The sequence below is a fragment of the Rhodoferax ferrireducens genome (assembly GCF_049302455.1).
In the GTDB taxonomy this organism is placed as follows: Bacteria; Pseudomonadota; Gammaproteobacteria; order Burkholderiales; family Burkholderiaceae_C; genus Rhodoferax; species Rhodoferax ferrireducens_B.
This window is the reverse complement of the sequence record NZ_JBAQMD010000040.1, coordinates 84,624-109,581: the sequence shown is the minus strand read 5'-3', so window position 1 is coordinate 109,581 and position 24,958 is coordinate 84,624. Positions and strand designations below refer to the sequence as shown.

Sequence of the window (24,958 nt, the reverse complement as noted above, 5' to 3'; positions counted from 1 at the left end):
TTTTTACAGTTCGGCCAACGGGATGCCCGCGGCCTGCTCATCTGCTTTGAGCAGTGCAACCAATTCGCCCAAATCCTGATCCAGCCGCAGCAAGCTTGCCGCTGACAGCTGGTTGAGGGCCTGCGGCAACACGCCTTCAAACGGGCCTGGCACCTGGCTCAAAATGGCCAGGCCGGATGGCGAAATTTGAAGCTCAACCTGACGCCGGTCAGCGCTTGCCTTGTGCATGCTGATCAGCTCTTTACGCAGCAGCAGCTTGACCAGGTTGCTGGCGGTGGACTGGTGGATGTCCATGCTTTTTGCCAAGGTGCCTACGCCAATGCCGGGATGATCCCTGACCACATTCAAGGCCCAGACCTGAGCTCCACCCAAACCAACCCGCTTTTCAATTTCCTGAAAATGGCCGCGCACGGCGTTGAAGACGACGCGGAAGCGCCGCAGCACTTGCACCGCGCTGGTCGGCTGAACAACATTGTGGGTCTTTAGCGGCATGTGGTCTCCGATGGGCGATTGTTGTGCCTGCCAAGGCGCACATTCTGGCTTGCTGGCATTTATTCGCATACGCTCTCCGCGATCGGGTTTCGGGATTACATTTGATGCAATATAACAGAGTGAATTTCCAGTACCGAGAGAGTCCCCATGCGAACGCGTTTTCCGGTTTTTTATGCGATCAGGCAAGAACTTTACGACTGGCGCTTGTGGGCCGGCCGCGCCGTGGTGCTGGCGTTTGCGGCGCTGGCCGGCTTGATCGTGGTGGCGTTCACTTGGCTGACGGAGCAGGCTTCTGCACGATTTGTCTGGTTTCAGAGTTCGTTCTGGTGGGGGCCTCTGTTTTGGACGCCGGTGTCCACCGTTGCCATTGTCTGGCTGATGAGGCGCCACGCCGTCGGCTCCACCGGGTCGGGCATTCCACAAGTCATGGCAGCCCTGTCGCCCGAAGTGAGCAAGGAGCACGTCAGCTTGTATGTGTCGATCCGCCTCAGCGTGGCCAAAATGGTGTTGGCCAGTTGGGGCTTTTTGGCTGGTCTGTCGCTGGGGCGCGAGGGTCCGTCGGTGCAAATTGCCTCGGGCGTCATGCACCACGCGCGCCGCTGGCTGCCAGCGCATTCGCAGGTGTCGGCCAAGGGCTTGATGATGGCAGGGGGCGCGGCCGGCATTGCGGCGGCCTTCAACACGCCTCTGGCGGGCGTGATGTTTGCCATCGAAGAGCTGACGCGCCAGTCGGAGCATCGCAGCAATGGCTTGCTACTGGCGGCTATTGTTCTGGGCGGCATGATGGCCGTGTCGGTGCATGGCAATGCGACGTACTTTGGCGTCATTCGGGTCCAGAACCTGAGCATGGCACTGTTGCTGCCGGGTTTGCTGGTGGCTGTTTGCAGTGGTCTCGCCGGTGGTTTGTTTGCCCGGCTGGTGGTGCTGTCTCTGTCCGGTCGCTCCAACGACTGGTTCAGCAGGTTTCGCCAGCGTGCGCCCTTGCGTTTTGCGGCCGTCTGCGGCTTGGCGGTGGCGCTGTTGGGGTTGGCAAGCCAGGGTGCAACCTATGGCAGTGGGTACGACTACACGCGCGAGATGCTTGAAGGCAGTGCCACTGAATCACCTTTCTATCTGCTGCTCAAATTTGTCGCCACCTGGATTACCACCTGGTCCGGGGTGCCGGCCGGGATTTTTGCGCCGTCGTTGGCGATCGGCGGTGCCTTGGGTAATGACATTGCCCAGCTGATAACTTACGCCAATGCGCCCACGTTGATGGCCCTGGGCATGGCCGGTTTTCTGGCCGCCGCCACCCAGGCGCCCATGACGGCCTTCATCATCGTCATGGAAATGGTGGATGGTCATGCGCTGGTGCTCAGTTTGATGGCCAGCGCCCTGGTCGCCAGCGGTGTGTCGCGCCTGATCAGTGCGCCGCTGTATAGCTCTTTGGCCCAATTGCAGTTGCAACGCTTGCCGAAGGACGAGGCTCAAAAAAAGAGCCCCGAAGGGCTCTAAACTCGTTTTGTTGATCTCGCCGCTTAAAACAAGAGCAACGTGTTCATTGTATTTGACCAAATGCAATTCATGGAATAGGGATTTCCCTTGCTACGCCGTCCAGTTGATGGTGTTGATGCGCCGGGTGTGCCGCTTCCATAAATCAATTTACTACTTATTTAATAGCATGTTACCAAGTATCCATGGGGGCTACAGGCCGATTTGTTATATAAAGCCGGGCATGGGCTGGGCCTGTGCAGACAAACAATTGTTTTGCTCAACAATAGCCCCAAGGAGAATCTTCAAGCGTGAATGAATTGCTGCTCTGGGCCGCACTCGCCCTGGCCGTGCTCAATGCCGGCTTGCTGATTTGGATCGTTCTACAGCGCGGCGGCGCGCAGGACCAGGCCGAGCTTGACCGGCGGTCGCGGGAGACAGCACACCAGGCGCTGTTGGCACTGGTTGCAAACAGCTCGGAGCGGCTGGAGCGCGAGCTGCGCCGCGAGATCAGCGAGTCAGCACGCGGTGGACGCCAGGAACTGACGCAAAATCTGGCCACGTTTCAGCAAACGCTGGTGCAGCAGGGCGCACAGGCCACGCGCACGCAAAACAGCCAGATTGACGCCTTTGCCCAGCAGTTGGCCCTGTTGCAAAAGACGCTGTCCGATACGCTGACGACGCAACTCTCGGCCCTGAGTGAATCGAACGCGCGGCGGATGAACGAAATTCGTGAGACGCTGGAAAAGCAGTTGGCGCAGCTGCAAATCACCAACGCCGCCAAACTTGACGAGATGCGCGCCACGGTCGACGAAAAGCTGCAGACCACACTGCAAAGCCGGCTTGGTGAGAGCTTCAAGCAAGTGGCCGATCGATTGGAGCAAGTCCATAAGGGCCTGGGCGAAATGCAGACGCTGGCCGCCGGCGTGGGCGACCTCAAACACCTGCTGACCAACGTGAAGACCCGCGGCATTTTTGGTGAGGCGCAACTGGCCTCGCTGCTGGAACAGGTGTTGGTGGTTGATCAATACGCGGCGCAGGTGGCGACGCGCCCAGGCAGCAAAAACGTCGTCGACTTTGCCATCAAACTGCCGGGCACGTCCGCGCATGCCGAGCCGCTGTGGCTGCCGATTGACGCCAAGTTTCCCAATGAGGACTACGAGCGACTGCTGGACGCGCAGGGCAGGGCGGATGTCTCTGGCGCTGAAGCAGCCGGTAAGGCGCTGGAGTTGCGCATCCGGCTGGAGGCGAAATCGATTGCCGACAAATACGTGGAGCCGCCGCACACCACCGATTTCGCCATCCTGTTTTTACCGACTGAAGGGCTGTATGCCGAGGTGCTACGCCGGCCCGGCCTGATGCAGGCCCTGCAGCGCGAGCATCGCATCACGCTGGCTGGGCCAACCACGCTGCTGGCGATGCTGAGTTCCTTGCAAATGGGCTTTCGCACGCTCGCGCTGGAGAAGCGATCCAGCGAGGTGTGGCAGGTGCTGGGTGCGGTCAAAACCGAGTTCGGCAAGTTTGGTGACGTGCTGGCGCGGGTCAAGTCGCAAACAGAGACCGTGCTTAAGTCGCTGGACAGTGCCGAGACCCGCAGCCGCGCCATGGGCCGTGCGCTGAAAAAAGTCGAGGCGCTGCCCGAGCCTGAAGTGCAGGCCCTGATCCCGATGGACAAAGACTTTGACAGCGACGTGGAGGCAGAGCGGGCGTGAGCCTCGCGCCCGCCCGCATGCCAGCCCCCCGCTTTGCGCTGGCGCGCCTGATCGCCGGGCAAATCTGCCTGCATGCCTGCATGGCTGGCATGCGCATGGCAGCACCCTTGCTGGCATTACGCGCGGGCTACAGTGCCATTGCGGTCGGTTTCCTGCTGGCCCTGTTTGCCTTGACGCAGGTTTTTCTGGCCTTGCCGGCGGGTCGCTACGTGGACCGGCACGGGCTCAAGCGTCCGGTTGGTTTTTGTGTGGTTGCCGCGACGCTGGGGGCCGGGCTGGCGGTGGTGTTCCCGGTCTTTCCCGTGCTGTGCCTGAGCGCCCTGATGACGGGTGGGTCAACGGGCGTGGCGGTCATTTCGCTGCAGCGCCACGTGGGGCGGGCCGCGCAGAATGCGACGGAGTTGAAGAAAGTGTTCAGCTGGCTGGCCATCGGTCCGGCGGTGTCGAATTTTGTCGGCCCCCTGACGGCCGGTCTGCTGATTGACTACAGCGGCTTTCGCGCGGCCTTTTTGTTGATGGCCTTGTTGCCACTGGCGACCTGGTTCTGGGTCCGCCGCACCGTGGAATTGCCTCCTGTAGCCGTGGTGCAGGGTGCTGCGCCCAACAAGGCCTGGGACTTGTTGCGTGAGCCCCTCATGCGCCGGCTGATGCTGGTGAACTGGCTCTTGTCATCGTGCTGGGACGTGCACACCTTTGTGGTGCCGATTCTCGGGCACGAGCGCGGCTTCAGCGCTTCGGTGATTGGCACGATTCTGGGCGCATTTGCCATTGCGGCCGCCTTTGTCCGGGTGTTGTTGCCGGTGTTTGCGTCGCACGTGCGCGAGTGGTTTGTCGTGACTTCCGCCATGGCGATGACCGCCGTGCTGTTTGCCGTCTATCCCCTGATGACAACCCCGTTGGCGATGGGGGCTTGTTCGGTTCTGTTGGGCTTGGCGCTCGGTTCGGTACAACCCATGATCATGAGCACCTTGCACCAGATCACGCCGGAGGCGCGCCATGGTGAAGCGCTCGGTCTGCGGCTGATGACCATCAATGCGTCGAGTGTGATGATGCCGATGTTGTTTGGCACCGCTGGGGCAGTGGTGGGGGTGTCCGTGGTGTTCTGGACCGTGGGATTGGCGGTCGGTGTTGGGGCACGCACAGCCTGGCGACTCAAACCGGTGCCGAGTTTGACAGCGTCGCCCGGCACAACAGAAACCTCGGAATGAACTTCGAACCGCATCAAACGGCCGGACCGTACGCCATGCGGTCGCGCTGGCGCTAGATGATGGCCTGCATTTCACCCGAGAGTAAAACGCGCGTGCCGCGTTCAGTACTGTGGACCACGCTGAGCAATGCGTGCGCTACTTGCGTGGCCGTAATCGGGTGATAGTTGGTCGGAATCAGCGGTTTGAGCAGCGTCATGGCGAGCAAACCCAGTCTTTCAGCTGGCCGTGCGGCTTGTCCGAGGGCATCGCGGTTGCCGACCAGCAGCGATGGCCGCGCCAGGATCAAGACCTGGTAACCCAACCGGGCCAGGGCTTGTTCCATCTCACCTTTGACCCGGTTGTAAAACACCCTGGATGCCGGGTCGGCGCCCATGGCGCTGATGACTCCTAATTTTGTAGCGCCCAGCGCTTTGCCGACGCGGGCTAGTGCCACAACGGCCTCAAAATCAAGCGCGCGAAAAGCGGACTGGCTACCGGCCACCTTGAGGGTCGTGCCGAGCGCGACAAAGACGTCGTCAACGTGCTTGATGCCGGACAGCGCAGACAGGGTGGCGAAATCCACCACGTAACTGAAAAGCTTCGGATGTTCGAGCGTTAACGGTCGACGGCCCACACAGTGGACCGCCGCATAGCGCTTATCGGTTAAAAGAGCCGCGAGAACTGCCCGGCCCACGAGACCCGTTGCCCCCGCCACCAAAGCCACCCGCGCCGCCGGAGCGCCCGCCTGATCCCGCATAAGAACCTCCCGTACGGTTGCCGCCGCCGAAACCACCGCCGCCACGGCGGGCACCGCGCTCAGCCATCATGTCGACGCTGGTGCGCATGGGGTCGGGCTGGCTCGACGGTGACCGCGAGGGTGCCGAGTTGCCGCCACCGTAAGCACCACTGTTGCCACCGCCATTGCCACCTGGGTACCCACCCGCATTGCCACCGCGCCCTTGTGCGGGGCGTTGGCCGGGGCCACGTGCCGCATGTTCGCCCGCTGAGGCGTGGCTGCGTGGTTCCGACGAGCGTTGTCCGCCGCCGTTGCCACCCCGACCCGCACCGGCGCGGCCACCGCGCTCACCCTGCGGGCCCTTGTTCTCGCGCACGCGTTGCAGCATCTCGGTGCGTGCCGTTCTGGCCGCTGCCTGCATGACATCGCGGCTGGGCGGCTTGCCTGCGCCACCCCAAATGGTCTGGCGACCCATGGCAATCGGTTCAGCCTGTTCACCGGGTTCCGGCATGAAGCCTTCCACGATCTGGACTTCAATGTCCTGTTTGGTAAAGCGCTCAATCGCCTGCATGAAGCCTTCTTCGTCCAGGCACACCAGGTTGACGGCAGCGCCGTCGGCGCCCGCACGCCCGGTGCGGCCAATGCGGTGCACATAGTCTTCGCAAACGTTGGGGATGTCGTAGTTCACCACATGCGGCAGGTCGTCAATGTCAATGCCGCGGGCGGCAATGTCTGTTGCCACCAGGGCCCGAATGTCGCCGCTCTTGAAGCCGGCCAGCGCCTGGGTTCGCGCCGCCTGGCTTTTATTGCCGTGCAGGGCCATGGCATTGATGCCGCTTTTGGTCAGAAATTCGGCGACGTTGTTGGCGCCAAATTTGGTGCGGGTGAACACCAGCACCTGGCTCCAGTTGCGCTCTTGAACGATGTGCGCCAGCAGCGCTTTCTTCTTGCCGCGTCCGACCGGGTGAATGAGCTGCGTGATGCGCTGCACGGTCGTGTTGCGCGGCGTGACCTGGATGGTGAGTGGGCTTTTGAGCAGTGTGGCGGCGAGTTCACGAATTTCTTCACTGAAGGTGGCCGAGAACAGCAGGATCTGCTTGTCTTTGGGGACCACGGCCAGCACTTTTTTGACGTCATGGATGAAGCCCATGTCGAGCATGCGGTCGGCCTCGTCGAGTACCAGGATTTGCACCTGACTCAAATCCAGCACACCTTGTTGCAGCAGGTCCAGCAGGCGACCCGGGGTGGCCACCAGAATGTCGACGCCTTTTTTGACGCGGCTGATTTGCGGGTTCATGCCGACGCCGCCAAAAATGACGGTGGAAGACAGTTCCACGTATTTGCCGTAGGTCTGCACCGATTCTTCGACTTGCGCGGCGAGTTCACGGGTGGGTGTCAGCACCAGGGCGCGAATGCCGATGCCGCCGAATTTGTTGCGGGCCGCTTCACTCTGGCTCAGCTTGTGCAGCATGGGCAGTACAAACGCGGCTGTTTTGCCGGTACCGGTTTGGGCGCCACCGAGCAGGTCGTGGCCGTCGAGCACGGCCGGAATGGCTTGCGCTTGAATCGGGGTGGGGGTCTCGTAGCCTTGCTCAAGCACGGCTTTGACAATGGCCGGAGCCAAATTTAGTTCTTCAAATTTCATGGTTTGGCGCCTATCCTGGGCGCTGTGGCATCGGCCTGCTCGGTGCTTGAAACACTGAATCAGTCAAAGGCAGATGGGGTACAAAGGGTGAACGTCCGCGCTAGGCATGGTTCCCAGCAAGGTGCTGGCGTAGCGGGCAACTGACGCTCCGCAACTGGCGCATTGTCGCATGATCTGGATGTTTTGCCCTTCGCCTCATGGAATTCAATGGATTTGCCAGTGCCGGACATGTGGTTTGGACTCCCGCAGACCACAACTCGTTTTGTCACGGCAGGCCGATTCGAAACAATCTGTTACCGAGGCAGTCTCTACTTGGTGGCAGCGGGGAGAATTGGTTTGATGAATTGAATTTGCAATGGGGGGCCATTCTTGATGAAGAAATTCCTGCTTCGACGTATCGGTGCGGCGCACGATCAGGCCAGTGGTCGTACCTCCCTGCAGGAATGCCTGGAAGTCGTGCTGATGCAGGCCGATAACCTGATGGATGATGTGCTGGAAGGATTGGCCGCAGCGGCCACCAGGCCCAAGAGTAAAAGGTCTTTTGGGCAACACTTCGCCGTCAGCAAAACCGTGACTGATGCGCTGCGTATGCAGGCTGGGTCCGTTAAAGCGACGTTCAAAGCGCAATTGCGGCTGGGCTTGTACAACACCGGTTCCCAACAGATCGCGGCGCATACGCAGTTGCGTTTTGACGATTTGCAGCAATTCGACTCCCGCCAAATCGATGCCAGCATTGAATTTGCGCTGGCGCAGCAGGAGGTAATCCGCTGTGTTGATGACCTGCTTCCAGCCTTGAATGCCCTGGTCAGCAGTCTGTTGGGTTGGATCACGGTTCAGCCGCAGCTCAACCCGCTCAAACCCGAGGTTTTTGTGAGGGCACTGCAGGCAAGCCTGGCGGAGCATGCGCCGGACGAACAGGCGCGGGCGGCGCTTATCACGCCCGCTGCAGGATTGCTGGGGGTGAGCCTGCACCAGCTTTACCGTGAAGTCTGCATTTGGTTGCGCTCGCAAGGCATCGAGCCCGCCTCGCCTGTGGGCGCTTTGCCGGGTGGGCGTGCAGCGGCCGGAAAGGGCACCCAGAACGCGGTGTCGCGCACCTTGGTGACGCTTGACAAACTGCGCAAGCTGCTTTCGGGCGAGCTTGACGGTGCGCAGGGCAACCCGGGCGCGCAGGACTTCTTGCAAACGGTGCCCGCCTGCTATGACGCACTGGAATACATGAAGTTGATCGAGCCCATGATGAAACGTCTGGCGCAGCGCGCCAGTTTGCCTTCGAACCCGGGCGTGCCGGTGAAGACACCTCAGCAGATGGTCGTGCGTGAGCCGACGCAGGGCAAGCAGTTGGGCAAGCAACTGGGTGCCGAAGTTGTGCGCCTGATGCTGGACAACCTGATGCAAGACGAAAGACTGCTGCTTAAAGTGCGTGCACTTATCAAGACGCTGGAGCCGGTGCTGTTGGCGCTTTCCGATGCCGATCCCCGGTTCTTCAGCGAACGTCAGCATCCGGCACGCCAGTTCCTGGACCGACTGACGCACCGCAGTCTGGGTTACACGTCTGAAAATGATGACGGGTTTTCCCGGTTCTTGGCGTCCATTTCAGAGGCGGTTGGCGTTTTGACCGGTGGCGACAGCGATGCCGCATCGTTTGCCCAGGTGGGGCACGTGCTTGAAACGGGTTGGGCTTTGGATGAGGTCAAGCAGCGGCAACAACAAGAAGAAGCAGCGCGCGCGTTGCTGCACGTGGAACACAGAAACCTGCTGGCGCAGCGGCTGGCCGACGAGTTTCAGGAACGTCAAAAAGACAAGCAAATTCCTGAGTTGGTGGCCGGATTTCTGCGGGGGCCTTGGGCACAGGTGGTGGCGGAGTCGCAGTTGGGGTGTGCCGATGGCAGCACCGACCCCGACGGCTATCTGGCGTTGGTGGATGATTTGATCTGGAGCGTCCAACATCGATTGACCCGGCGTAATCGGCTCAGACTCGTGCAACTGGTGCCTAATTTGCTGGTCAAGTTGCGTCACGGCCTACAGCTGATTCAGTATCCACAGGAGCGTATTCCGGTCTTGTTTGACGCCTTGGTCACGCTGCATGAAAAAGCATTTGAAGGTCGCCGTGTTGGACCCGTTGCCAGTGCTGCAGAGCCTGCGGCTCAGACAGCTGGCGACCTGTTGGATGTCGGCAGCCTGATGGATGTGCCTGACGTGCTGGACGAGGAGGGTCTTTGGGTCGCCGATGATCAGGCCCAGGAATCGGCTTATTCGGAGCCTGATGTTCAACATCAATCAGTTACCGACGTTCAGCGTCCCTGGTCTGCCGTGGAGCTCACCCCAGGGGTTTGGGTGGAACTGATCGTGGACGATGTGTGGGTGCGCGCGCAATTGACCTGGGCCAGTCCGCACCAGACTCTTTTCATGTTTATTTCCCGCGGCGGGATGGCTCATGCGTTGTCCCGGCGCACCATGGAACGCCTGCGGATGAAGGGCAGGGTGCGCTTCATCTCAGATGGTCATGTGCTTGACAACGCGCTCGACGCCGTGGCCCAGATGGCTTTGGAAAATGACCTGGGTCGGGTGGAGAAACAACCTTAATCCAGGCTGGTGGCGCCGCCGCGCCGGGCGAACCGCCGATAATAGCGGGTTTTCATTTAGAAGTACCCCGCACGACCCATGGCTCAATACGTATTTTCCATGAACCACCTCGGCAAGATTGTTCCGCCGAAAAAGTTCATTCTCAAAGACATTTCCCTCAGCTTTTTCCCCGGCGCCAAGATTGGCGTGCTGGGCACCAACGGCTCCGGCAAGTCCACCCTGCTCAAAATCATGGCCGGGGTCGACAAGGAGTTTGAAGGCGAAGCCATCCCCATGGCAGGCCTGAACATTGGCTACCTGCCGCAAGAGCCGCAACTGGACCCCGAACAGACGGTGCGTGAAAGCGTGGAAGCCGGCATGGGCGATGTGTTCAAAGCCAAAGCCCGGCTGGAGGAAATTTACGCCGCTTACGGCGACGAAGATGCCGACTTTGATGCGCTCGCTGAAGAGCAGGCCAGGATGGAAGCCATTATTGGCAGCACGGGCACCGATACAGAACATCAACTTGAAATAGCGGCTGACGCGCTACGGCTGCCTCCGTGGGAGGCGAGGGTTGGCGTGCTCTCCGGGGGCGAAAAGCGCCGGGTCGCCCTGTGCCGCCTGCTGCTGTCCAAGCCGGATATGTTGCTGCTCGATGAGCCCACCAATCACCTGGACGCCGAATCGGTGGACTGGCTGGAACAGTTCTTGAAGCGTTACCCCGGCACCGTCGTGGCCATCACCCATGATCGCTATTTTCTGGACAACGCCGCCGAGTGGATTCTGGAGCTCGACCGGGGCAATGGCATGCCTTACAAAGGCAACTACAGCGCATGGTTGGAACAAAAGCAGGAGCGCCTGTCGCAAGAGCAAAAGGGTGAAGAGTCGCGCGCCAAGGCACTCAAGAAAGAGCTTGAATGGTCACGCCAGAACCCCAAGGCACGCCAGGCCAAGAGCAAAGCCCGTTTGGCCCGCTTCGAAGAGCTGTCTGACTTTGAGTACCAGAAGCGCAACGAAACCAACGAAATCTTCATTCCCGTCGCCGATCGCCTCGGTAATGAAGTGATTGAATTTGTTAATGTCAGCAAGTCGTTTGGCGACCGCATGCTCATTGACAACCTGAGCTTCAAGGTGCCGCCGGGTGCCATCGTCGGCATCATCGGCCCCAACGGTGCCGGTAAATCCACCTTGTTCCGCATGATCGCTGGCAAGGAAAAACCCGACAGTGGCGAGGTCAAGATTGGTTCCACCGTCAAGATGGCGTTTGTTGACCAGCACCGCGATGACCTTTCGAACGAAAAAACCGTCTGGGAAGACGTGTCAGGCGGGCTTGACATTCTGAACGTGGGCAAGTTCCAGATGGCCAGCCGGGCTTATTGCGGCCGCTTCAACTTCAACGGCGCCGATCAGCAAAAGCGCGTGGGCACCCTGTCCGGTGGTGAGCGCGGACGGCTGCATCTGGCCAAGACCCTGATTGCGGGCGGCAATGTATTGATGCTCGATGAGCCGTCCAATGACCTGGATGTCGAAACGCTGCGGGCGTTGGAAGACGCCTTGCTGGAGTTCGCCGGTTCCATCATGGTCATCAGCCATGATCGCTGGTTCCTGGACCGTATTGCCACCCACATTCTGGCTTGCGAAGGCGACAGCCAGTGGACCTTCTTTGATGGCAACTACCAGGAATACGAGGCCGACAAGCGCAAACGCCTCGGTGAAGAGGGCGCCAAACCGCATCGCATGCGGTTCAAAGCCCTCAAATAAGCGCTGTGAAGCGCACCAAAAACCTCAAGGTTTGGGGTTTTTGGTGGCAATGACGATCTGGAAGTTGCCAAAGAACACGGTGCGGCGCTCGCAGGTGAAGCCACCCATGGCTTCAAGTTGATTCAGCGGGTCGTGAGAATCCCAGAGTGCCAGACCCAAGGGTTCGAACACCTTGAAGTAAGTCCAGCTCAACGCGCGCAGCACCCATAAATCAGGTCGATGAAATTCGGCCAGGTAGAGTTTTCCGCCCGGTACCAGCACGCGCATGGCTTCACTCAGGGCTACGCTCTTGAGGTGGTGCGGCAACTCGTGCAGCAGGAAAAAGATCACATTGGCGTCAACCGACTCGTCCGCCTGCTTCATCGCCGTGGCGTTTTCTTGCAGAAATTCAAGTTTGCCCGCGAACTCAGGGAGCTTGCTGTTGGCGTGCACCAACTCGTTCTTGATGATGTCGGCAATCAGCACGCGCTTGGCGCCTGATTTGACGGCAGCGGTGACCACGCGGGGAATGACATTGCCAAAAGCACAGGACGTGATCAGCACTTTTTTGCCACGCAAGTCCATGTGGTGCAGCCCGCTGGTAATGGCAGAGACCAGGCGGTCGTATTGAAACAGCAGGATGGCCGCAATGACTGGCTGAAAATCGATCAACTTGATCAGTCGCATGTTCGAGTAAAGGGGGTAGACATGGGCTGCATCGTCTTCCAGGTTGCCCATGGCGCCGCGCACGATCAGCGTGCCGCGGGTCAGCGCAAAGAAGAAGAGGGCCGTGCTGGAAAGAACGACAAACACGCCGATAAACGTATATAAAAACCAGGCAGACATTGCTTTCCTTAGAGGGTCAAGATGATTCTTGAATCATAACTGACGGGTTTCCCCGGGGCCCCCTTGGAAGATTGACCTCGCTCAATAGATTGATGTTCAGGCGCCGATAAACATTGGGTGCAGCCGCTTGAAGCGGGCGCACAGTAGCGCCACTGGCCGCGCGGCAATCAACTGGCTGCCAGTTTGGCTGCCAGTTGACTTAGCGCCTGGTAGGCCTTGCCCGCCGTGGGATTCCACTGCGCGACAGCCTCGCCTTGGCGCTGAACCAAGGCCGTGTCGCCCCGGGCGGCAGGGCCGGTCAGGGCGCTAACGGGGCCCAGTGCCAGGATGTTGTCGACCGCATTGCGCAGTAGAGTGGTGTTGAGCCGCGCTGCCATGTCGGCGGGCACTCCGCTGTCGCGCCACAACTGCTGTGCCAAGTCTTGTAGCACCGGCAGAAAATTGGTCGCAAATACGGCCCCCGCGTGATACAGCAGTTTGTGCTCGGCCGCCAGCGGGAAGCAGCGTGTGCCAATGCGGGCAAATGCGGGCTCAAGCGCCAGAGTCGCCGTTGGGTCGCCTTCAAGCGCGCAGGGGGAGCCTGACAATTGCTGCAGCGCGGTGCCGGGGTCGGCAAAACTGAGCAGGCAGTGTGCGCTGGCCAGTTGCCAGCCCAGGGAGTGCAGTGGCGCCAGTTCGGTAGAGGCGAGTGCGCCGCTGCAGTGAAAGGCGATGGCGGGTGGCCCGCCGGGGTTGGTTCGGTCGGATTTGGCCCAGCTTGCGGCGGCTTGTGCCAGTGCCGCGGCAGTTTGGGCAATCTGACCGTCTGGTACCGCCAGCATCCAGACATCGGCCGGGCGCAGATATGCCAGACTGGTGGTGGCTCGTCCCGCGCCCATAAAAGCCACCGCTTGCTCGGCCGACGCCGGCGAGCGCGTCAGCACATCCTGCACGCGATAGACGGCGCTACTGTGCCAGGCACGGCCCAAGGTCTTTCCTACCCGACCGCAACCAATGATGTTGATGGATTTCATGGCGTAAGTGACAATGCTATAAAAAAAATAGCTGCTCACGCCCGTTCTACGGGGGCTAAGCAGCTATTTGGTTTAAAGTTTTGGATTGGCTTAAATGACTTTGGCAATCGACGCGCAGACGTAGTCAATGTTCTTGCTGTTGAGCGCGGCCACGCACATGCGCCCGGTGTCGGTGCCATACACGCCAAACTCATTGCGCAGGCGCACCATCTGGTCTTTGGACAGGCCTGAGTAGCTGAACATGCCGATTTGCTGGGTGATGAAGCTCATGTCTTGCTTGATGCCAGCGGCTTTCAGGCCGTCGACCAGCTTCTGGCGCATGGCTTTGATGCGCACCCGCATTTCGCCTAATTCTTTTTCCCACAGGGCGCGCAGCTCGGGTGTTCCCAGCACGGCGGCCACGATGGCGCCACCGTGGCTGGGCGGGTTGCTGTAATTGGTGCGAATCACGATCTTGAGCTGGCTCAGGACCCGGCTGGCTTCTTCCTTGTTTTCGCACAGCACGCTCAAAGCGCCAACACGCTCACCGTAGAGACTGAAGCTCTTGCTGAAGCTGGTCGCCACAAAAAACAACAGGCCAGCGGCGACAAATTTACCGATCACGGCACCGTCTTCGGTCAAGCCGTAGCCAAAGCCCTGATAAGCCATGTCGAGAAACGGCACCAGTTTTTTGGCCTTGACGGCGGCAATCACTTGATCCCACTGGGCCGGGCTGATGTCATAGCCGGTCGGGTTGTGGCAGCAAGCGTGCAGCACCACCACGGTGCCAGCGGCAGCGGCGTTGAGGTCGGCCAACATGCCCGCAAAGTCAAGGCTGCGTGTGGCGGCATCGTAGTAGCGGTATGACTCAACCGTGAACCCGGCATTGGTGAACAGCGCGCGGTGGTTTTCCCAGCTTGGGTCGCTGATCAACACCTTGGCGTTGGGGTTGAGTTTCTTCAAAAAATCGGCTCCCACCTTGAGGCCCCCGGTACCACCCAGCGCCTGGATGGTGGCAATGCGGCCACTCTTGACGGGCTCACTGTCAGCGCCAAACACCAAGGCCTTGACCGCGTCGTCGTAAGCGGCAATGCCGTCAATTGGCAGGTAGCCGTGGGGTTTTGGCGCATCCATCATGGCTTTCTCGGCCGCCAGCACACATTGGAGCAGTGGCAGCTTGCCGTTGTCGTCGAAGTACACGCCCACGCCCAAGTTAACTTTGGCCGGGTTGGTGTCGGCATTGAATTGTTCGTTGAGACCCAGAATCGGGTCGCGCGGGGCCATTTCGACAGCGGAAAAGAGAGACATGGGGGTTCCTGTTCAGAGTGGTATTGGAAAAAAACCGAGAATAAGGGTTTTGCCGGATTGCAAAGACTTATTTTACCGACCGCTTTGCATGCTGATGGACCTTTTTTATGACTGTACCCACTCCCGCCGCTCTTGTTACGTCCTCTGATGCCGAGCCGGTTCGCTCCGGCACCTTTGTACGCTACCCCGACTCACCCTTTGAGCTGTATCAGCCGTACCCACCCGCTGGCGACCAACCCGAGGCCATCAACGAACTAGTGGAAGGCGTCAATGACGGTGAGGTGTTTCAAATCTTGCTGGGCGTCACCGGCTCGGGCAAAACCTTCACCATGGCCAATGTGATTGCCCGGCTGGGGCGGCCCGCCATTGTGTTTGCGCCCAATAAAACACTGGCGGCGCAGTTGTACAGCGAGTTCCGTGAGTTCTTTCCCAAGAATGCTGTGGAGTACTTCGTCAGTTATTACGACTACTACCAGCCAGAGGCCTATGTACCGCAGCGCGATTTGTTCATTGAAAAAGACTCGGCCATCAACGAGCACATCGAACAGATGCGCTTGAGCTGTACCAAAAGCGTGCTGGAACGTCGCGACGTGGTGATTGTGGCCACGGTGTCAGCCATCTACGGCATTGGCCAGCCCGAGGCGTATCACAAGATGGTGATGACGCTGCGGGTGGGCGACAAGCTGGGCCAGCGCGACATGATTGCCCAACTGGTGCGCATGCAGTACCAGCGCAACGATGTGGATTTTTCACGCGGGGCGTTTCGGGTGCGCGGTGACACCATTGATATTTTTCCGGCCGAGCACAGCGAGATGGCGATCCGGGTCGAGCTGTTTGACGACGAGATCGAGTCACTGCAATTGTTTGACCCACTCACCGGGCGCATCCGGCAAAAAATACCGCGCTTTACCGTCTACCCCAGCAGTCACTACGTGACCCCGCGCGAGCAGGTGCTGTCTGCGGTGGAGGCGATCAAGATCGAGTTGGCAGACCGCATCAAGGAGTTTGTCAGCCAGGGCAAGCTGGTGGAGGCGCAGCGCATTGAGCAGCGCACGCGGTTTGATCTGGAAATGCTCAGCGAGGTGGGGCATTGCAAGGGCATTGAAAACTATTCTCGGCACCTGAGCGGTGCCGCCCCCGGTGAGCCGCCTGCCACGTTGACAGATTACCTGCCGAAAGACGCGCTGATGTTTCTGGACGAAAGCCATGTGCTGATCGGCCAGTTTGGTGCCATGTACAACGGCGACCGCTCGCGCAAGACCACGCTGGTTGAATACGGTTTCAGGCTGCCCAGCGCGCTGGATAACCGACCGCTCAAATTTGAAGAGTTCGAGGCCCGCATGCGCCAGGCCATTTTTGTCTCCGCCACGCCAGCGCAATGGGAAAAAGACCATGCCGGGAAAATTGTGGAACAACTGGTGCGCCCGACCGGCCTGGTTGACCCTGAAGTGGAAGTGCGTCCGGCGGTGAATCAGGTGGATGATGTGTTGCAAGAAATCCGCATTCGTGTCGAAAAACATGAGCGCGTGTTGATCACCACGCTGACCAAGCGCATGGCCGAACAGTTGACCGACTATTTGAACGACAACGGGGTCAAGGTGCGCTACCTGCACAGCGATATCGACACCGTGGAGCGGGTCGAAATTTTGCGGGATCTGCGTTTGGGCACTTTTGATGTGCTGGTGGGTATCAACCTGCTGCGCGAGGGACTGGATATTCCCGAGGTGTCGCTGGTAGCGATTCTGGATGCCGATAAAGAAGGCTTTTTGCGCTCCGAGCGATCCCTGATCCAGACCATTGGTCGTGCCGCCCGCAATCTGGAGGGGCGTGCGATTTTGTATGCCGACAAGGTAACCGAGTCGATGAAAAAAGCGATTGGCGAGACTGAGCGCCGTCGCGTCAAACAGGTGACGCACAACCTGGCGATGGGTATCACACCACGCTCCATCGTGAAGCAGGTCAAAGATCTGATCGACGGTGTTTACAGCGAAAAAGCCGGCCAGGAGGCCGAGAAGTTGGAGCGCGACGCGATGCAGCGCGCTCAGGTGGAAGACATGAGCGAGAAAGACATCTCCCGCGAGATCAAGAGGCTGGAAAAACTGATGATGGAACACGCGCGCAACCTGGAGTTCGAAAAGGCGGCGCGGGTGCGCGATCAGTTGGGTATTTTGAAGGAACAGGCCTTTGGCGCAGCGGGCAGGGACAACGTGGTGGTCATTGCTGCAGGTACAAAAGACTAAAAATACTGATCAGTCTAGTTACCCGAGTAAATTACTTGGTTTCTTGATATACTCAACTCCATTAGTCAAGTTAGTACGATTCAGCTTCAAGGAGTATGCGATGCGTCTCACCACCAAAGGCCGTTTTGCGGTCACTGCAATGATCGATTTGGGTTTGCGTCAGAGCAACGGGCCGGTCACTTTGGCGGCCATTAGTCAGCGCCAGCAGATTTCGCTGTCCTATCTGGAGCAGTTGTTCGGCAAACTGCGACGCCATGAGTTGGTGGAATCCACCCGTGGCCCCGGAGGGGGCTATACCCTGGCGCGTAATCCAGCCGAGATCACGGTGGCAGAAATCATCACGTCGGTGGATGAACCGATTGATGCCACCCACTGCGCAGGCAAAGAAAACTGCTTGGGTGAGGGTGCACGTTGCATGACCCACGACCTCTGGACGTCATTGAATACAAAAATGGTGGAGTTTTTGGACTCTGTGACGCTGCAAAAACTGGTGGACGACCAATTGGCCAAAGGGCTTCAAATTGAAGACAAGCCGACGGTCAAGCGTGCCATTTCCAGTATGCCGACGATCAAGCCGATTCGCATGAATATACCGAATTCAGTGTTTGCGCTGGGCAATGCGTATTCAAAAGTATAAAACTGGCCGGTCGATAATTCAGCCTTTTCAAGATAGCAGTAACGAGCCCGCCATGGATACCACACCGCATTTCCCGATTTATATGGACTACAGCGCGACCAACCCTTGCGATCAGCGGGTGGTGGATGCCATGATTCCCTGGTTGCGCCAGCACTTTGGCAATCCCGCATCCCGCAGCCACGCTTGGGGCTGGGAAGCCGAAGCCGCCGTGGAAAAAGCGCGTCAACAAGTTGCAGACCTGGTGGGAGCCGATCCACGCGAAATCGTCTGGACCTCCGGCGCCACCGAGTCCGACAACCTGGCCTTGAAGGGCGCTGCCCATTTCTACCAGACCAAGGGCAAACACATCATTACCGTCAAGACCGAACACAAAGCGGTGCTTGATACCTGTCGCGAATTGGAGCGCCAAGGCTTTGCGGTCACGTATCTGGATGTGCAGGAAGATGGTTTGATTAATCTTGACGCATTCAAGGCCGCCATCCGTCCTGACACCATTTTGGCAAGTGTCATGTTCGTGAATAACGAGATTGGTGTTATCCAGGATATTGCCGCCATTGGTGCGCTTTGCCGCGAAAAAGGCATTATTTTTCACGTTGATGCGGCGCAGGCGACTGGTCGGGTCGAGTTTGACCTGACCCAGTTGCCGGTCGATCTGATGAGCCTGACTGCGCATAAAACCTACGGTCCCAAAGGCATCGGTGCCCTGTTTGTGCGGCGCAAACCGCGCATCCGCATTGAGGCGCAAATGCATGGTGGCGGGCATGAGCGCGGGATGCGCTCGGGCACCTTGCCGACGCACCAGATTGTTGGCATGGGTGAGGCCTACCGCATTGCCAAAGAAGAGATGGCGGGTGAAAACATACGCATTCAGGCGCTGCACGACCGCATGCTGGCGGGTTTGAAAGATGTCGAACAGGTGTTTATCAACGGCCATCTTGAAAAACGTGTGCCGCACAACCTGAACATGAGCTTCAACTATGTCGAAGGCGAGTCTTTGATGATGGGCATCAAGGGCTTGGCCGTCTCCAGCGGTTCGGCTTGTACGTCAGCGAGTCTGGAACCTAGCTATGTGTTGCGCGCCCTGGGGCGCAGTGACGAGCTGGCGCACAGCAGCCTGCGCATGACGATTGGCCGATGGACGACTGAAGAAGAGATTGATTACGCGGTTGAGACCATCAAAGTCAACGTGGCCAAGCTGCGTGAGTTGAGTCCGCTCTGGGATATGTACAAAGAGGGTATTGACATATCCACGATTCAGTGGGCAGCCCATTAACCGTATCGTCATGGATGCTGGAACAGGCCCGGCACGACAAACAGGAGAAAGAAAAATGGCATATTCTGACAAGGTTGTTGACCACTACGAAAATCCCCGCAACGTCGGATCCTTCGACAAGGGTGATGAGTCGGTTGGTACCGGCATGGTCGGCGCACCGGCTTGCGGTGACGTGATGAAGTTGCAGATCAAGGTCAATGCAGAAACCGGCGTGATTGAAGATGCGCGCTTTAAAACCTACGGCTGTGGCTCGGCTATTGCCTCGTCGTCTTTGGTCACCGAGTGGGTCAAGGGCAAGACGCTGGATCAAGCGGCGGCGCTTAAAAACAGCGAAATCGCTGAGGAGTTGGCTTTACCACCGGTCAAAATCCATTGCTCCATCCTGGCTGAAGATGCCATCAAGGCAGCAGTCGATGACTATCGAAAAAAACACGTCGCTACGCTGACGCACTGAACATGGCTGTTACGCTGACTGAGGCCGCCGCACGGCATGTGACTCGTTACCTTGCCAAACGAGGCAGGGGTGTGGGCGTGCGCTTGGGTGTCAAAACGACGGGTTGCTCGGGCTTGGCTTACAAGCTGGAGTACGTCGATGAAATTGAGCCCGAAGACATGGTGTTTGAAGACTTTGGCGTGAAGGTCCTAGTTGAGCCCAAGAGCTTTGCTTACCTGGACGGCACCGAACTTGATTTCGTGCGTGAAGGTCTCAATGAAGGCTTCAAGTTCAACAACCCGCGAGAGCGTGACCGTTGCGGCTGCGGCGAGTCGTTCCGGGTGTGAATCTCCAATCCAACGATTTCGAACTGTTCGGTCTCGCGCCTCAGTTTGCGCAAGACCGGGGTGCGATTGACGCGCGCTGGAAAGACCTGCAGCGCGAAGCGCACCCCGATAAGTTCGCGGCGCAAGGGGCTGCCGCGCAGCGTGTGGCCATGCAGTGGTCGGTGCGTATCAACGAGGCCTACCAGCGGCTCAAAGACCCGCTCAAACGCGCGGCTTACTTGTGTGAATTGCACGGTGCGGCGGTGAATGCCGAGAACAACACCGCGATGCCGCCTGAGTTTTTGATGCAGCAAATGGACTGGCGCGAAGCGCTCGATGATGCCCATAGCCTTGAAGATTTAGATAATTTGGGCCTCCAGGTCAAGCTGGCTATGCGTGACGAGCTATCAAAATGCGAGCGATTGCTGGATCAGCAGCACAACTATTTGCAGGCCGCGCAGCAGGTGAGGGCGTTGATGTTCATCGAGCGCTTTGAGCGTGATGTGCAAGCCCGCCTCGATCAGATGGACACCATGGAGCGGGGACAATAGCGCCTCTATCCAGAACAAAGAAATCATGGCGCTTCTACAAATTTCCGAGCCCGGTCAGACTCCCAATCCGCATCAGCGGCGCATTGCGGTAGGCATTGACTTGGGGACCACCCATTCACTGGTGGCGTCCGTGCGCCATGGAGTCGCTGAATGTTTGCCAGACGCGCAGGGTCGAGTCATCCTGCCCTCAATCGTCCGTTATCTTGAAGGTGGTGGACGCCAGATCGGCTTTGAGGCACAAGCAGCGTCAGCCCTCGATCCTGAAAACACCATTGCCTCGGTCAAGCGCTTCATGGGTCGCAGCGTGAACGATGTGATCGGGCGTGAGAAATTGCCGTACCGCTTTGTGGACCATCCCGGCATGCTGGGTTTGCACACCGTGCAAGGTGAAAAATCGCCGGTTGAGGTCAGTGCCGATATTTTGGCGACCTTGCGTTACCGCGCAGAAGACACGTTCAATGACGACCTGTATGGCGTGGTGATCACGGTGCCGGCCTATTTTGACGACGCCCAGCGCCAGGCCACCAAAGACGCAGCGAAGCTGGCGGGTCTGAATGTGCTGCGCCTGATCAATGAACCCACAGCGGCTGCGATTGCCTATGGGCTCGATAACGCCAGCGAGGGCGTTTATGCCATTTATGACCTTGGTGGTGGGACCTTTGACATTTCCATCTTGCGGCTGACAAAAGGTGTGTTTGAAGTGCTGGCGACCGGTGGCGACTCGGCTCTGGGTGGTGATGATTACGACCGCGCACTGGCCGATTGGATCATGGCTCAGGCTGGCGTGCGTGCCAAAACACCGCAGGACAAGGCGATTGCCATCATCGCGGCACGCGCTTGCAAGGAGGAACTGTCGGCGACGCATTGTGCCGCCTGCCACGCCTGTATCGGCGGCGAGAACGTTAAATTCGAGGTGGTCGGCGAGCAATTTGAAAAGCTGACGGCAGAGCTGACACAACGCACCATGCGAGCGGTGCGCAAGACGCTGCGCGATGCCAATCTCGACAAGAACGATGTCAAGGGTGTGGTCATGGTGGGTGGCTCCACCCGCATGCCACAGATTCAGCGAGCGGTTGCTGATTTTTTTGGTCGCGTGCCCCTCACCAACCTCAACCCCGATGAAGTGGTTGCGCTTGGCGCCGCCATACAGGCCAACCAGTTGGCAGGCAATAACGCCGGTGGTGACTTGCTGTTGCTCGATGTCATTCCCTTGTCGCTTGGCATCGAGACCATGGGGGGTCTGGTTGAGCGGATTGTGCCCCGCAATGAGACCATTCCGACCGCCAAAGCGCAGGATTTCACCACTTACAAGGACGGCCAAACCGCGCTGGCGTTGCACGTGGTGCAGGGTGAACGTGACCTGGTGGCAGATTGCCGCAGCCTGGCGCGTTTTGAGTTGCGTGGCATCCCACCCATGGCCGCAGGCGCCGCACGTATCCGCGTCACCTTTACGGTTGATGCCGACGGGCTCTTGAGCGTCAGTGCGCGCGAGCAGCTGAGCGGCGTTGAAGCCCGAATTGATGTCAAACCCTCTTACGGACTGGGTGACGAGCAGATTGCCAACATGTTGCAAGACAGTTTCACCAAGGCCGATGTGGACATGAAGGCCCGTGCCCTGGTCGAGGCCCGTGTCGATGCCGAACGCATGGTACTGGCGACGCAAAGCGCGCTGGATGCGGATGGTGACCTGCTCACCGAGTTGGATCGTGCCGGCATTGATCGGCTGATGGTTGCCGTGCATGTGGCAAGCCTCCTGGAAGACCCGGCCCGGATTGAAGCGGCGACGCAGGCGCTGGCCAAAGGCACTGAGGCCTTTGCGGCAATGCGGATGAATAGGGGCATACAAAAAGCACTGGCGGGAAAAAACATCGCAACGGTCTGATCCCGATTCAACGAGTAAACATATGCCTGTTATCAAAATACTGCCTCATCCTGAGTATTGCCCACAAGGGGTCGAGATATCGGCTCCGGCTGGCACCTCTATTTGTGAGGCCATGCTGGACAACCACATCAATATTGAACATGCCTGCGAGATGAGCTGCGCCTGCACCACTTGCCACGTCATCGTGCGCGAAGGGTTCGCGTCACTCAATGAGGTCGATGAGAATGAAGAGGACATGCTCGATCGCGCCTGGGGCCTGGAGCCCCAATCACGCTTGAGCTGCCAAGCCATTCTGGCGCGGCAAGATGTGGTGGTGGAGATACCCAAGTACTCCGTCAATCACGCCAAGGAAACTCACTAGCTATGCGTCAAATTTTTCTGGATACTGAAACCACGGGTCTGTCAGCCGATACGGGCGACCGCATTATCGAAATTGGTTGTGTAGAGTTGTTCAAGCGCAAACTCACCGGCAACAATAAACATTTCTACCTGAACCCCGGGCGTGAAAGTCACGAAGATGCACTCAGAGTGCACGGTATTACTTCTGCGTTCCTGAAGGACAAACCCAAGTTTGAAGCCGTGGCCGATGAGCTGCTGGCGTACGTGAAGGACGCTGAAATCATCATTCACAATGCCCCGTTTGACCTTGGTTTCCTGAACAAGGAACTGGCCCTGCTGGGCCGCCCCCGGTTCAAGGAATTTGTAGCCAGCGTGACCGATACCTTGGTCATGGCCAAGGAGATGTTCCCCGGCAAGCGCAATTCACTCAATGCGCTGTGCGACCGTCTCGGTGTTGACAATTCCGGCCGGGCGCTGCATGGCGCCTTGCTGGACGCCGAACTGCTGGCCGACGTCTACATTAACCTGACGCGTGGGCAAGATGCCTTGCTGATGGAGGTTGGTGCGACCGAGAGTGAGAGCTTGCAAGTGGTGCAGATCGACCTTGGCAGCATTCTGTTGCCGGTGCTGGCCGCCAACGACCAGGAGTCGGCCGCGCATGATGATGTTCTCAATCAGATTGACAAAGCCAGTGGCAACAAGACAGTGTGGCGCAAATCAGCCTGAAAATAGGGCATAATCCAACGCTTTCCTGAATCGAATTCAGGGCGGTTAGCTCAGGGGTAGAGCACAGCATTCACACTGCTGGGGTCGGAGGTTCGAAGCCTCCACCGCCCACCAAATAGTTGGATGTAAAAAAGGACTTGGCCTTATGGCCAAGTCCTTTTTTCTTGGGTACGCCCGCCGGAGCGAGGCGGCGGCTGATCAAATTTCTTCTGGCACCATCTTGATCGCGCCGCAAGGGCACTCGGACACGCAGATGCCGCAGCCCTTGCAATAGTCGTAATTGAAGTCAAAACCCTTGCCTGGCCCGTGTTTGATGACCGCATTGTCCGGGCACACGCCGTAGCAGTTGTCGCATTCAAAGCAGTTGCCGCATGAGAGACAGCGGCGCGCCTCAAACAGGGCATTGCTTTCGTCCAGACCGCCTTGCACTTCCTCAAACGTCGATTGGCGACGGATCATGTCCAGCATCGGGCGCACCGTTTTGGGCGCGTCGCTGTAATACCAGGTGTTGAGCTTGTCAAAGCTGGCCAACTCACTCTTGGGTGCAGCGGCATAGACTTCAGCGCGCAGCCAGGCATCGATATTGCGTGCTGCTTTTTTTCCGTGCCCAATCGCAACCGTGACGTTGCGCTCGGCAGGAATCATGTCGCCACCGGCAAAAATACCTGCGTGACCGGTCATCATCCGGGCGTCGACCACCACCACACCGTCCTTGACGACCAGACCTGGTACCCCTTCAATCAGCGACAAATCCACGTCCTGACCTAGCGCCAGCACCAGAGAATCCGCTTCCAGGGTTTCAAATTCGCCGGTGGGCTGTGGAAAGCCCTTGTCGTCGAGCGCCATTTTTTCGACCGTAATGGATGACTCACCAGCTTGCTTGATGGTGGACAACCACTTGATCATCACGCCTTCTTGCAGCGCTTCTTCGACTTCCAGGTCGCTGGCGGGCATTTTTTCGCGATTGCGCCGATAGACAATGATGGATTCGGTGGCGCCCAGGCGCTTGGCGGTGCGCGCCACGTCAATCGCCGTGTTGCCCCCGCCATAAATGATGACTCGCCGACCCAGCATGGGTTTGTCTTCACCCTCCATGGAGCGCAGCACCGAGACTGCATCGAGCACCTTGGCCGAGTCGCCGGCTGGAATGTAGGCGCGCTTGGCAATGTGGGCACCGACTGCCAGAAAGACGGCCTCAAAGCCGCCTTGTTCTTTGGCTTCCAGCACGTTGCTCACTTTGGTGTTGTACTCAATGTTCACACCCAGATCGACAATGCGCTGCACCTCGGCGTCGAGCACCTGACGCGGCAAACGGTATTGGGGAATACCAAAGCGCATCATGCCGCCTGGCATCGGGCCTGCTTCAAACACCGTGACTTGATGACCCAGGCGCGCCAGTTGATAGGCCGCCGACAAGCCCGACGGTCCCGCCCCCACCACCAGCACCTTCTTGCCAGATGCAACAGCGGGACGTTCGAATTTCCAGCCGAGCGCAATCGCCTCATCGCCCAGAAACCGTTCCACTGAATTGATGCCTACAGGGGCGTCAAGCTGGGCCCGATTGCACGCGGCCTCGCAAGTGTGATAGCAAACCCGCCCCATGATGGCCGGAAACGGATTTTGTTCGACCAGTTCGCGCCAGGCTTTTTCATAATCACCCGACTCGGCGTGAAACAGCCAGGCCTGGATGTTTTCGCCCGCCGGGCACTGGCTGTTACAGGGCGGGATGCGGTTCAGATAGACCGGCCGCTCGGTGCGCCAGGAGCCGGTGTGGTTAGCCAGCGAGGTGCCAACATCAAGCGTGATTGCAAATGGTTTTTCCATAATATTCTCCTTGCGGGACAGACCGCAGGTACAC

The 24,958-nt window shown here is 58.7% G+C and carries 21 protein-coding genes and 1 tRNA gene; 15 read left to right on the top strand and 7 right to left on the bottom strand.

Going from position 1 to position 24,958, the window contains the following annotated elements; genetic code table 11:
• Positions 1 to 3 precede the first annotated feature (3 nt).
• Positions 4 to 492, bottom strand: a complete 489-nt coding sequence (locus WA157_RS07620; protein ID WP_422620371.1) for a MarR family winged helix-turn-helix transcriptional regulator — start codon at positions 490 to 492, stop codon at positions 4 to 6.
• 147 nt (positions 493 to 639) lie between these two features.
• On the opposite strand from WA157_RS07620, the gene WA157_RS07615 reads away from it, so the two are divergent.
• From WA157_RS07615 to WA157_RS07605, 3 genes are all read left to right on the top strand, one after another.
• Positions 640 to 1,986 carry a chloride channel protein gene (locus tag WA157_RS07615; RefSeq protein WP_422620370.1) on the top strand — a complete coding sequence of 449 codons (1,347 nt, stop codon included), beginning with the start codon at positions 640 to 642 and terminating at the stop codon, positions 1,984 to 1,986.
• Between the two features lie 287 nt (positions 1,987 to 2,273).
• Entirely contained in the window at positions 2,274 to 3,674 is a 1,401-nt protein-coding gene (locus WA157_RS07610; protein ID WP_422620369.1) for a DNA recombination protein RmuC, read from the top strand.
• Positions 3,675 to 3,691: 17 nt separating this feature from the next.
• Complete coding sequence (locus tag WA157_RS07605; protein WP_422620418.1) at positions 3,692 to 4,882, top strand: MFS transporter; 1,191 nt, start codon at positions 3,692 to 3,694, stop codon at positions 4,880 to 4,882.
• A 52-nt stretch (positions 4,883 to 4,934) separates the two neighbouring features.
• On the opposite strand, the gene WA157_RS07600 is transcribed toward WA157_RS07605, so the two are convergent.
• Both WA157_RS07600 and WA157_RS07595 read right to left on the bottom strand, forming a co-directional pair.
• A complete protein-coding gene (locus WA157_RS07600) occupies positions 4,935 to 5,444 on the bottom strand; it encodes a nucleoside-diphosphate sugar epimerase (RefSeq protein ID WP_422620368.1) in 510 nt (169 codons plus the stop codon).
• Between the two features lie 73 nt (positions 5,445 to 5,517).
• On the bottom strand, positions 5,518 to 7,242 hold the full coding sequence (locus WA157_RS07595) for a DEAD/DEAH box helicase (RefSeq protein WP_422620367.1): 1,725 nt from the start codon (positions 7,240 to 7,242) through the stop codon (positions 5,518 to 5,520).
• A gap of 372 nt (positions 7,243 to 7,614) precedes the next feature.
• Between WA157_RS07595 and WA157_RS07590 the strand changes: the two genes are divergently transcribed.
• Together WA157_RS07590 and ettA are read left to right on the top strand one after the other, a co-directional pair.
• A complete protein-coding gene (locus WA157_RS07590; protein ID WP_422620366.1) occupies positions 7,615 to 9,828 on the top strand; it encodes a DUF1631 family protein in 2,214 nt (737 codons plus the stop codon).
• Between the two features lie 78 nt (positions 9,829 to 9,906).
• Complete coding sequence (gene ettA / locus WA157_RS07585) at positions 9,907 to 11,568, top strand: energy-dependent translational throttle protein EttA (protein ID WP_318665039.1); 1,662 nt, start codon at positions 9,907 to 9,909, stop codon at positions 11,566 to 11,568.
• 24 nt (positions 11,569 to 11,592) lie between these two features.
• Here ettA and WA157_RS07580 read toward each other — a convergent pair whose 3' ends face one another.
• From WA157_RS07580 to WA157_RS07570, 3 genes are all read right to left on the bottom strand, one after another.
• On the bottom strand, positions 11,593 to 12,393 hold the full coding sequence (locus tag WA157_RS07580; protein WP_422620365.1) for a class I SAM-dependent methyltransferase: 801 nt from the start codon (positions 12,391 to 12,393) through the stop codon (positions 11,593 to 11,595).
• Positions 12,394 to 12,560: 167 nt separating this feature from the next.
• Entirely contained in the window at positions 12,561 to 13,445 is an 885-nt protein-coding gene (locus WA157_RS07575; protein ID WP_422620364.1) for a Rossmann-like and DUF2520 domain-containing protein, read from the bottom strand.
• 51 nt (positions 13,446 to 13,496) lie between these two features.
• Positions 13,497 to 14,693: an amino acid aminotransferase gene (locus WA157_RS07570; RefSeq protein WP_422620363.1), complete on the bottom strand. Its 1,197-nt coding sequence runs from the start codon at positions 14,691 to 14,693 to the stop codon at positions 13,497 to 13,499.
• Between the two features lie 107 nt (positions 14,694 to 14,800).
• On the opposite strand from WA157_RS07570, the gene uvrB reads away from it, so the two are divergent.
• From uvrB to WA157_RS07520, 10 genes are all read left to right on the top strand, one after another.
• Positions 14,801 to 16,933: an excinuclease ABC subunit UvrB gene (gene uvrB, locus WA157_RS07565; RefSeq protein WP_422620362.1), complete on the top strand. Its 2,133-nt coding sequence runs from the start codon at positions 14,801 to 14,803 to the stop codon at positions 16,931 to 16,933.
• 100 nt (positions 16,934 to 17,033) lie between these two features.
• A complete protein-coding gene (locus WA157_RS07560; RefSeq protein WP_011464468.1) occupies positions 17,034 to 17,570 on the top strand; it encodes a Fe-S cluster assembly transcription factor in 537 nt (178 codons plus the stop codon).
• Positions 17,571 to 17,622: 52 nt separating this feature from the next.
• Entirely contained in the window at positions 17,623 to 18,843 is a 1,221-nt protein-coding gene (locus WA157_RS07555; protein ID WP_041790588.1) for an IscS subfamily cysteine desulfurase, read from the top strand.
• A 55-nt stretch (positions 18,844 to 18,898) separates the two neighbouring features.
• Positions 18,899 to 19,297, top strand: a complete 399-nt coding sequence (gene iscU, locus WA157_RS07550) for a Fe-S cluster assembly scaffold IscU (protein WP_422620417.1) — start codon at positions 18,899 to 18,901, stop codon at positions 19,295 to 19,297.
• 2 nt (positions 19,298 to 19,299) lie between these two features.
• Positions 19,300 to 19,623, top strand: a complete 324-nt coding sequence (gene iscA / locus WA157_RS07545) for an iron-sulfur cluster assembly protein IscA (protein ID WP_422620361.1) — start codon at positions 19,300 to 19,302, stop codon at positions 19,621 to 19,623.
• Positions 19,620 to 20,153, top strand: coding sequence for a Fe-S protein assembly co-chaperone HscB (hscB, locus tag WA157_RS07540; protein ID WP_422620360.1), 534 nt, complete (start codon positions 19,620 to 19,622; stop codon positions 20,151 to 20,153). Before iscA ends, hscB begins: the two co-directional genes overlap by 4 nt.
• 25 nt (positions 20,154 to 20,178) lie before the next feature.
• Complete coding sequence (gene hscA, locus WA157_RS07535) at positions 20,179 to 22,035, top strand: Fe-S protein assembly chaperone HscA (protein ID WP_422620359.1); 1,857 nt, start codon at positions 20,179 to 20,181, stop codon at positions 22,033 to 22,035.
• A gap of 22 nt (positions 22,036 to 22,057) precedes the next feature.
• Positions 22,058 to 22,396, top strand: a complete 339-nt coding sequence (gene fdx / locus WA157_RS07530) for an ISC system 2Fe-2S type ferredoxin (RefSeq protein WP_422620358.1) — start codon at positions 22,058 to 22,060, stop codon at positions 22,394 to 22,396.
• 2 nt (positions 22,397 to 22,398) lie between these two features.
• A complete protein-coding gene (gene dnaQ, locus WA157_RS07525; RefSeq protein ID WP_422620357.1) occupies positions 22,399 to 23,100 on the top strand; it encodes a DNA polymerase III subunit epsilon in 702 nt (233 codons plus the stop codon).
• A 39-nt stretch (positions 23,101 to 23,139) separates the two neighbouring features.
• Positions 23,140 to 23,214 (top strand) — tRNA-Val (locus WA157_RS07520).
• An 84-nt stretch (positions 23,215 to 23,298) separates the two neighbouring features.
• On the opposite strand, the gene WA157_RS07515 is transcribed toward WA157_RS07520, so the two are convergent.
• On the bottom strand, positions 23,299 to 24,924 hold the full coding sequence (locus WA157_RS07515; RefSeq protein ID WP_422620356.1) for an NAD(P)-binding protein: 1,626 nt from the start codon (positions 24,922 to 24,924) through the stop codon (positions 23,299 to 23,301).
• Between the last annotated feature and the right edge of the window lie 34 nt (positions 24,925 to 24,958).

Excerpts from the sequence above, each read along its gene's own strand:
- WA157_RS07620 (WP_422620371.1), bottom strand. The coding sequence starts at position 492 with ATGCCGCTAAAGACCCACAATGTTGTTCAGCCGACCAGCGCGGTGCAA.
- WA157_RS07615 (WP_422620370.1), top strand. The coding sequence starts at position 640 with ATGCGAACGCGTTTTCCGGTTTTTTATGCGATCAGGCAAGAACTTTAC.
- WA157_RS07605 (WP_422620418.1), top strand. The coding sequence starts at position 3,692 with ATGCCAGCCCCCCGCTTTGCGCTGGCGCGCCTGATCGCCGGGCAAATC.
- WA157_RS07595 (WP_422620367.1), bottom strand. The coding sequence starts at position 7,242 with ATGAAATTTGAAGAACTAAATTTGGCTCCGGCCATTGTCAAAGCCGTG.
- WA157_RS07590 (WP_422620366.1), top strand. The coding sequence starts at position 7,615 with ATGAAGAAATTCCTGCTTCGACGTATCGGTGCGGCGCACGATCAGGCC.
- ettA (WP_318665039.1), top strand. The coding sequence starts at position 9,907 with ATGGCTCAATACGTATTTTCCATGAACCACCTCGGCAAGATTGTTCCG.
- WA157_RS07580 (WP_422620365.1), bottom strand. The coding sequence starts at position 12,393 with ATGTCTGCCTGGTTTTTATATACGTTTATCGGCGTGTTTGTCGTTCTT.
- WA157_RS07570 (WP_422620363.1), bottom strand. The coding sequence starts at position 14,693 with ATGTCTCTCTTTTCCGCTGTCGAAATGGCCCCGCGCGACCCGATTCTG.
- uvrB (WP_422620362.1), top strand. The coding sequence starts at position 14,801 with ATGACTGTACCCACTCCCGCCGCTCTTGTTACGTCCTCTGATGCCGAG.
- WA157_RS07560 (WP_011464468.1), top strand. The coding sequence starts at position 17,034 with ATGCGTCTCACCACCAAAGGCCGTTTTGCGGTCACTGCAATGATCGAT.
- WA157_RS07555 (WP_041790588.1), top strand. The coding sequence starts at position 17,623 with ATGGATACCACACCGCATTTCCCGATTTATATGGACTACAGCGCGACC.
- iscU (WP_422620417.1), top strand. The coding sequence starts at position 18,899 with ATGGCATATTCTGACAAGGTTGTTGACCACTACGAAAATCCCCGCAAC.
- iscA (WP_422620361.1), top strand. The coding sequence starts at position 19,300 with ATGGCTGTTACGCTGACTGAGGCCGCCGCACGGCATGTGACTCGTTAC.
- hscA (WP_422620359.1), top strand. The coding sequence starts at position 20,179 with ATGGCGCTTCTACAAATTTCCGAGCCCGGTCAGACTCCCAATCCGCAT.
- fdx (WP_422620358.1), top strand. The coding sequence starts at position 22,058 with ATGCCTGTTATCAAAATACTGCCTCATCCTGAGTATTGCCCACAAGGG.
- dnaQ (WP_422620357.1), top strand. The coding sequence starts at position 22,399 with ATGCGTCAAATTTTTCTGGATACTGAAACCACGGGTCTGTCAGCCGAT.
- WA157_RS07515 (WP_422620356.1), bottom strand. The coding sequence starts at position 24,924 with ATGGAAAAACCATTTGCAATCACGCTTGATGTTGGCACCTCGCTGGCT.